Origin of the sequence: Okeania hirsuta, from assembly GCF_003838195.1 — a bacterium.
Lineage (GTDB): Bacteria > Cyanobacteriota > Cyanobacteriia > Cyanobacteriales > Microcoleaceae > Okeania > Okeania hirsuta.
In genome coordinates this window covers 1-8,594 of the sequence record NZ_RCBY01000275.1, presented here as the reverse complement: position 1 = coordinate 8,594, position 8,594 = coordinate 1, and the positions used below count along the sequence as shown (strand labels likewise).

5 protein-coding genes are annotated in these 8,594 nt (G+C 34.7%); 3 read left to right on the top strand and 2 right to left on the bottom strand.

The window, feature by feature from the left end:
* Nucleotides 1–268: 268 nt before the first annotated feature.
* Entirely contained in the window at nt 269–1,012 is a 744-nt protein-coding gene (locus D5R40_RS27805; protein ID WP_124143794.1) for a C39 family peptidase, read from the bottom strand.
* Nucleotides 1,013–1,322: 310 nt separating this feature from the next.
* On the bottom strand, nt 1,323–1,868 hold the full coding sequence (locus D5R40_RS27800; RefSeq protein WP_124143795.1) for a lysozyme: 546 nt from the start codon (nt 1,866–1,868) through the stop codon (nt 1,323–1,325).
* Nucleotides 1,869–2,916: 1,048 nt separating this feature from the next.
* Between D5R40_RS27800 and D5R40_RS27795 the strand changes: the two genes are divergently transcribed.
* The 3 genes from D5R40_RS27795 to D5R40_RS27780 all read left to right on the top strand — a co-directional run bounded on the left by D5R40_RS27795 (nt 2,917) and on the right by D5R40_RS27780 (nt 7,594).
* On the top strand, nt 2,917–4,212 hold the full coding sequence (locus tag D5R40_RS27795; protein ID WP_124143796.1) for an AAA-like domain-containing protein: 1,296 nt from the start codon (nt 2,917–2,919) through the stop codon (nt 4,210–4,212).
* Nucleotides 4,163–4,423 (top strand): hypothetical protein, encoded by a 261-nt coding sequence (locus D5R40_RS36240; RefSeq protein WP_124143797.1) that lies wholly within the window; start codon nt 4,163–4,165, stop codon nt 4,421–4,423. The genes D5R40_RS27795 and D5R40_RS36240 overlap by 50 nt, the downstream gene beginning before the upstream one ends.
* A gap of 858 nt (nt 4,424–5,281) precedes the next feature.
* Nucleotides 5,282–7,594 carry a CHASE2 domain-containing protein gene (locus tag D5R40_RS27780; protein ID WP_124155515.1) on the top strand — a complete coding sequence of 771 codons (2,313 nt, stop codon included), beginning with the start codon at nt 5,282–5,284 and terminating at the stop codon, nt 7,592–7,594.
* The last annotated feature ends 1,000 nt before the right edge of the window (nt 7,595–8,594 follow it).

Here is an 8,594-nt window from a genome sequence, read left to right as displayed (position 1 = left end):
CCAATCATTGTACTCCTCAATATTTTTCTCTGGCGACAATGAATTAGCCCTGCCTCCCAGGAGGGGAGCCAGGAGGGGAGCCAGGAGGGGAAGTAGGGGATTTGAGCTTCGCTCCAAAAATATTTCGCCTTAAAAGGCGGGGTTGCGCGACCCATAACCCGTGGTATCCACAATTGGTTGGGGTTTTGTAGACACGAAGTGGCGTGTCGGAGACTATCCCCACGAATATTGATTCTGTCTCCAGAATTGCTGTCTCCTGACTCCTTCTTCAATCAATCCAAGATTTGGCCAAAACACACCATCCATCGGTACTATTACTCACAGTCCAACGGGCGTTCATCAGACTATAAGAATATTTCAACATTTTACCATTTTCGGAAATGTAAGTGCCACTGGCATGATCTATCTCCCCCCAGGGATCGTTAACTACCCAATATCCCCCACCTGGAGTATTTTTGTCATCTTCATAACCAATAACTACAATCCAGTGGCCTCCACCCGATGGGTTATTAGAAGAGCCTTTGTGAAGAATCCCACAGGGAACAGGAATGCCTCGGTTGAGGTACTTCTTGAGAGTATTATTATTTGCGTTTTGAACAAAATCAGCAGTAACTCCAAAGTGTCGCAGAGTTTGAATTTGAACCCAGGAGTCAGTAGTGTCTCCTCTGTTGAAAACTTCACGAACGTAATCATCATCACCCCTGATGACTCCAGGTCGGAGATAATTTAACAGCATCGCACAAGAAGAAGAAAAACAAGTGCGATGAGCATCGCGATAGTTGTCACCCTGAGAAAAGTAAGTGACATCTAGACTTACTCCAGCAGAGGAACGACCAATTTTTTTAGCAGGGTGAGAACGGTAAATTTTTACCCACTCTGCATCGTTATTGTAAAAGTTATCGGGCAAAGAGGAAGCGATTTTCAGGAAAGCATTACGATGGTTGGGGTTGTTACTATCATAATACTTAACAAAATCAAGCAGTTTTGAGTCAGGAAATCTGGTATTATTCATGATTGGAATCCTTAAAAATAGTCAGGGTAGATTAGTTGCTAATCTCAGGTAAATTTATCCTGACCTTTTGTGTTCTACCTATACTTATCTATCGTGATTTTTGGGTTATGCAACTTGCCCAAAAATCATTGGAACTGGACAAATTATCAGAAGTGATTGAGCGGAAATTATTGAGATCAAACGTCCGAAAAAAATAGTGAGGGTAGATTAGTTGCTGAAGCAGGTTAATGAGAATAGTTTATATCGACTTTGTTGTATTAAAAGAGTTGATCCTACTAATACAATTTTTGATTTGTGCATTGACTCAATGTCAGGGTTTTAATAATACTGCCATCGGGTCAAATAATCCTAATCCAGCTAGATATGATAATTCATTATTGCTGATGAAATTATTGCTTAAAAAAAGATTTTTTTCATCATCCCGACGATCAACTAAACTAGGCAGTATTGTTTTTACCCCATTAACCATAACCTTGTTCCATTTGGGAAGCTCATTAGCAGCACCTTGATAATCTCCTTGATTGAGTTTTTCTACCAAAGTGCTATATTTGAATGTACCAATTCCTACGTTATAACAGAAAGATATTAAAGCATCAAACTGGTTTTGGGTAAGAGAAACTCTAATTAATTGATTAACTTCATCAGCAACCCGATCGACTTTATCTTGAAGGAATTTTCTGGCTTGCTCTATGCTAATTTCATCTCCTTGTTTCACCTTTTTACCATCAGGATATTCGGTAGTTCCATAACCAATACTCCATATTTCTACTGAGTTGAGATAAGCATCAAGAGATAATCCTTCCCATTTTTTGATTAGATTTAGGCAGTTTTGTGATCTTGTTAGTAGAGCTTGCATTATTTGACTCCTGTAAAATAGTAAAAGTAGATTAGTTGTTGGAATAGGTTAATTAGAATAGTTTGTGTCTCAACCTTGTTCCATTACAAATAATCCTCATCCAGGTAGATTTGGTCTAACAAAAAATTGCATTAAATTGCACGTTTAATTTTAAACAAACCTCAAAAACCATTCCACAATTGTCAATGTGTATTTTTTTGCACGTTCAGGGCAGGAACATAATTTTTTGTGTAAATTAATTCACATTGTAGTATTTGATCCAGAAATATCTAAAGATTAAATATCAGCACATTTCTACTTAAAAGACATGAAAATATATTAGCTACTATATAGCAATCCTAAATAATTTGTAAAAAATATATAGCACTTCCCATACTTGTGAGGTACAAAATTTTTTAGCTTTAGGAGTCAGGAGACAGGAGTCAGGAGTCAGGAGTCAGGAGTCAGGAGTTAAATATAAGGTGTATTATACCAAATTGATAAATTTTTCCTACAAATAGCTAGGATATTTCTTAGGAGTCAACCCACCCGCGTGCCCCTCCCAACCCACCCCTAACCCCTCCCAGGAGGGGAGGGGAAGTTAGGAGTCAGGAATTAGGAGTCAAAATCAATGGCTTAAATACCATTTTTTAGGTGATAAATCATCCTTTTTGTCAAATGGCATATCCTGCATTTGTCTTTTTGTTCTTCTTACTATTCGTAACATTTTTTTTTGAATTGGTATTAGGTGTACCTCATGAGTCCGAGAAATGCTATAAGAACAAATAAAAACTATGAAATTCTGATATTTGTTGCCTATTTACTAATTCTCAGATTTTTTTTCAGAACATATTTAGGATTACTTATAATTTGAATATTATCGCTTTTCATCCCTTGATGCTGTAAGAATTCATCATATCATGTCCCGATAATTAGTGATAAAAAAACTTTCTTCTACTCTTCCTTCTTCTTCCCACTCCTCCGTAGTTATTTATAACTATTTAACCGGACATAATATTAAGTTATCGTTATATCAATAACCAGAGATAGTGAAGCTTGAATAAAAATCATGAATAAAGAAATATTTGACCACATATACTCTCATTTGCCAGAAAGTGAAAAACAAATACTGCACTTGCGTTTATCGAATCAAAAATATCAACAAATTGCTCAGATAATGAATTGTGACCAATCTAATGTAGGTCGAAAATTAAAAGCGATCGCTGCTAAATTCAACTATTCAGAATCTAGTCTGGAGCGGGAAGAATATTTAGTGAAAATATTTAGCCAATATAAACCTGATTTAGTTAGTGATGAGTTACGGAATTATTATGGTTTTCATATCAGTCAAGTTGTTATTCCTGGTAGACCAGAAAAATTAGATTCTCCTTTTTATATACAACGTTATCGAATTAGACGTTGTTCTGTGGAGTCTGAATGTTACGGAGAAATAGAAAAACCAGGTTCTTTAGTCAGAATAAAAGCACCGAAAAAAATGGGTAAAACTTCTCTACTTCAACGGATACAAGCCCAAGCTAATCAAAATAATTATATTCCTGTTTATTTGAGATTTGACACTCTGATTGAACCCCAAAATATCAGCAATATTAATAGTTTCATCAAAGCATTTAATAAAAATATAAAAAGTCGATTTACTGATGCGCCAGAGGGAAATTCCTGGGATGATGATAATGCAAAAATATCTTGTACTCAAGAATTGAAAGCCTTGTTATTTCATTTAGAAAAAAAACTAGTATTACTATTAGATGAAGTCGATGAAATTTTCAACTACCCAGAAATATCTAAAAACTTTTTTACCATGTTAAGAAGTTGGTATGAAGAAAGTAATAATTTTGAAATTTGGGGAAATCTCAGAATGGTAATTGCTTATTCCACAGAATATCATGGCAAATTAGATATTTATCAATCTCCTTTTAATGTAGGTTTACCCATAGAATTAAAAGAATTTACATCAGAGCAGGTAACTCAATTAACATATTTACATCAACTTGACCCAGAAATAGTAACTCCTTTAATGTCTATGGTGGGAGGACATCCTTATCTGATCAGATTAGCGTTATACAAAATGTTTCAGGATGAATTGACAATTGAAGAACTATTAAAATATGCCCCTACTGAAACTGGAATTTATCAAGAACATTTAAGTAGACATTTAGAAACTATGGCAGAAAAGTCAAAAATAAAAGTAGTTTTTCAGGAAATTTTAAAAGCTAATTCTCCAGTACGTTTACCTAATAAAAATCGTGAGGTACATCAATTAGAAGCTATGGGATTAATTACAATTAAAGGTGATTATGCTCAACCTCGTTGTAATTTATATCGACAATATTTTCAGGAGCGGTGAGAAGAAGGAGACAGGAGACAGGAGACAGGAGATGGAACAAGGAGTCAGGAGACAGGAGACAGGAGTCAGGAGATGGAAAAAGGAGACAGGAGACAGGAGTCAGGAGATGGAAAAAGGAGTCAGGAGACAGGAGTCAGGAGACAGGAGATGGAACAAGGAGTCAGGAGACAGGAGACAGGAGATGGAAGAAGGAGATGGAACAAGGAGTTAGAATTATGCTTTTTGGAACGTAGTTTGAAGAAGGAGTTAATAGTCAGAATGAAAAGAGAACCTGCTAAAAACTTTCGAGATTTAATAGTTTGGCAAAAAGCACATTAACTTGTTTTAGAAGTCTATGGTTTTAGCAGCAATTTCCCAAAAACAGATTTTTGAATATTGCACAAGGTTCATTAGAAGAAAAGAAGAAAATCGGTATTACCTAATTCTAGCAAATGACCTTGAATCTAGAGATATTTCAAAAGTTATATTGTATCTCAAAGAAGTAAGTAAACTATTAGATTCATATATCAACGTAATTGAAAAACCCAGGTAATCTCTCATACCAATTTTAAAAAAAATGCTATAGTTAAGTGGTACTTCAATTATTAAGTAATTAACACAGACTGAATAACTTTTTTGATAATTAGCACCCTAGTTATTGTTAATCATTCTTATGTTTAATACCAGTTTGAAAAAAGAATGTTACGAATAATAAGCGTCAACTAAAATCTTTCATCTAAATGTACAAGGTATTACAATTGATAATTTAATGGTAAAAAATGATGATAATAGCAGCTTCTACTGACTACTGACTATTGACTATTGACTACTATAAGCAGTCCAAATATTTGTAACAAACATTTTCAAATTGGTATAATTCCCCTCCTGGGAGGGGTTAGGGGTAGGTTTCCCGCAATGGGAAAATGTAGCAAACATTGATCGCGCTTGGTATAATACCTAATACCTCTTCCTCCTGTCTCCTGACTCCTTCTCAAACAGACTTCCTACTCCTTTTTCCTCCTGTCTCCTGACTCCTGTCTCCTGACTCCTTCTCAAACTGAAAAACACCAACTAAAATTTAAAAAAAATCATGAATTATCAATCAAGTGGAGGGAGTTTATCAGCAAATAATCCCACTTATGTAGTCAGAAAACAAGATGGAGAATTATCTCAAAAACTCCAAGCAGGAGAATATTGTTATGTATTTAATGCTCGTCAAATGGGTAAGTCTAGTTTGAGGGTAAGAGTGATGAAAGAATTACGCTCTCAAGGTTGTCAATGTATCCCTATTGACATGACTAGATTATGTGATTTTTCCATAGAAAAACAATCTTGGTATGAGGGTTTTTTCAGAGAAATATTTTATGGATGTGAGTTAGACAATAGTATCAATTATCAACAGTGGATAATCAGTCATCAAAATTTGACGAATCTTCAAAGTTTTGCTCAGTTTATTGAAGAAATTTTATTTGTTAATTTTCCTAATCCCCAAAAAATATATATTTTTCTTGATGAAATTGATGTACTGGTAAATTGCCCTTTTAAAAATGAAATTTTAGGTTTTATTCGTTCTTGTTATAATCGTCGTGCTGAGGATGAAAAATCTGATTATCATCGCCTAATTTTTTGTTTTTTTGGAGTAGCAACTCCAGAGGATTTAATTAGAGAGGGAAAACATACTCCTTTTAATATTGGTCATCCGATTGAATTAACAGAGTTAACTTTTGCAGATGGAAAAATATTAACTCAGGGGTTAGATGGAATAGTAGAAGAACCCGAAGTTGTTTTGCAAAAAGTTTTTGATTGGAGCGGAGGTCAACCTTTTTTAACTCAAAAAATTTGTCAAATTATTGTTGATTATGCAGAGGATTATGAACCAGATGTTGATAAATTGGTAGAGGAACATATTTTGACTTATTGGGAAGAACAAGATAATCCCACTCATTTAAAATATATGCACGATTATTTAGTTAATCATGGTCAACTTGCTCCTCAATTACTGAAATTATATAAAAAAATTCTCTTGCAAGGAGAAGTTAAAGCTAACAATAGTCGAATTCAAATGGCTTTGCGGTTGTCTGGTGTAGTTATTAAAAAACAGGATAAATTAGTTATTTTTAATAAAATTTATCGGACAATTTTTAATCTAGATTGGGTGGCAGAAAAATTAGCTTATTTAGAAAGTAATCTAGAGCAACCTCAACCAAAACCTAAAAAATTAGGAATGAGTGTAGTTTTTGCTAGTTTGGCATGGGTGGGAGTTATTGGTTTTAGAAGTTTAGGTTGGCTACAAAATTTAGAGTTAAATGAGTACGACCGCTTAATGCGATGGCGACCTCCAGAACAGCCAGATCCTAATATTTTAATTGTTGAAGCTACGGCAAAAGATATTAATAAATATGGTATTGGTAGTGACTTAACTGATGAAATTTTGGCTGAGGTAATAGCCAAGTTAGAAAGTCATCAACCTACAATTATCGGTTTAGACTTTTGGAGAGAAAAACCTTTACCTTCTGAATCTGGTTATCAAAAGTTATTAAAAATTTTGAGTAATAATCAGAAAATAGTTGCTGTTTGTAGTACTAGCGAATATCACGACAATAAACCTGGTACTAAACCTCCTGAAGGAGTACCAGAAAAACGTTTAGGTTTTACTGATGTTGTTGTCGATAATGGTCAAGTTGATGTTTTCCGTCGCCATTTAATGTTTATGGGAAAACAGGCAGAAGACCCTTGTCAAACAGAGTATTCATTAAGTGCTAGGGTTGCTTTTAATTATTTGGAAAGTAAAGGATTTAAAGAAGAAGATATTACCGCAGGAAATTTTAAAGTTGGTGATGTTATTTTTAAGAAGCTTGTGGAAAGACAAGGTATTTATCAAAAAGTTGATGCTGGTGGGTTTCAAGTTTTACTTAATTATAGAAATGCCGATATGGTGGCTAATTATATTAGTATTTCAGATATTTTATCTGGGGAATTTGATGGTTTTTTAGTTAGGGATAAAATTGTACTTATTGGTAGTACAGACCCTTATGCTAGCGATCAATTTTATACTCCTTATAGTTATGTTGAAACTGTTTCTCAGAAGCAAATACCTGGAGTTGTTTTACACGCACATCAAGTTAGTCAAATTATTAGGGCAGTTTTGGATGGTAGACCTTTAATTACGTTTTGGAGTTGGTGGGTAGATTTGTTATGGATTTTTTGTTATTCTGTTTTGGGTAGTGTGATAAGTTATTGTTTTCGTCGAGTTTTATTGTTTTTCTTATTTATAGCAGGAAATATTATTATTTTATATTCAGTTAGTTTGTTTTGTTTTACTCAAGGTTTTGTGCTGCCTTTAGTGCCGTCTATTTTGGCGTTTATGATTAGTGGTGTTGCTGTTTTCTTGGTTAATATTTAGTAGTTATATCATGTCCGGTTGAACAGTTATAAATAAACGAAGGAATCAGTCTTCAGGAGTCAGGAGGGAAGAAAGAAGAAGTAAAGAGAAACTTTTTTTGATCACTAATTATCCAGACATGATATTAATATTAGCGAGTTATACTAATCGGAACCTAAAGATATACTCAATTTATGATATAGTCGATATTTAAAATTTTAGCCAACAGGTCATTTCAGTTATCAGTTTCTAGTCTAAGATTTGTCATTAGTCTATGTCCTAACTAAATAATTGGATTGATAGAGATTCTCATCCCAGTCAACACATACATCAAAATAATTAGACATCTCCTCCACGCATAGGCAGTAGGCAGTAGGCAGTAGGCAGAAAGAATTGATAATTTATGTGTGATAATTGATTTTATTTTTGATTTTTACCGAAAAATTGTGGGTATGCGCCTCCCCTTTTAAGGGGATAATAAGCGGTCGTTAGCGCAGCTTCCCGTAGGGTGGGATGGCGTACTTCGGAGCGGGTCTGTAAGAACGGGTCTCCTCGCCATATCCAATCGACCAAGAGAAGAAAAATTTTCATGATTAGTCTATCCTCTTCTTTTCAAGGAGAGCTAATAATTAATTATCATTTTCTTTGTGGGTTTAATACCCCACCGTCAACGGGGGTGTTCACGCATTACTTGGGGGAGCGAATCCCCATGTAATTTTCCTCCTGTCTCCTGTCTCCTGTCTCCTGTCTCCTTCTTCAATAATTATTAATTATTAATTGTTGAACAGATGTCTATTTGGTTGATAGAGATTCTCATCCCATTAAACATTCACACTCCCATTAACCAGGGTTGTTTCATTAAATATGAAACGTATTGGGGAGTGAGTTTAGGAAGTATGGGTTAGTGGGAGATATGGGAAAATCGAACTGCTTCATAAAACTGATATAAAACGTCACATCGATGCGACAAATTGATGTTTACTTCCTGCTTCTGCTGAGGCCGTCGGCGGTTACTCATCCA

Coding starts and splice junctions, on each gene's coding strand:
- D5R40_RS27805 (WP_124143794.1), bottom strand. CDS start 1,012: ATGAATAATACCAGATTTCCTGACTCAAAACTGCTTGATTTTGTTAAG.
- D5R40_RS36240 (WP_124143797.1), top strand. CDS start 4,163: ATGCTCAACCTCGTTGTAATTTATATCGACAATATTTTCAGGAGCGGT.
- D5R40_RS27780 (WP_124155515.1), top strand. CDS start 5,282: ATGAATTATCAATCAAGTGGAGGGAGTTTATCAGCAAATAATCCCACT.
- D5R40_RS27795 (WP_124143796.1), top strand. CDS start 2,917: ATGAATAAAGAAATATTTGACCACATATACTCTCATTTGCCAGAAAGT.
- D5R40_RS27800 (WP_124143795.1), bottom strand. CDS start 1,868: ATGCAAGCTCTACTAACAAGATCACAAAACTGCCTAAATCTAATCAAA.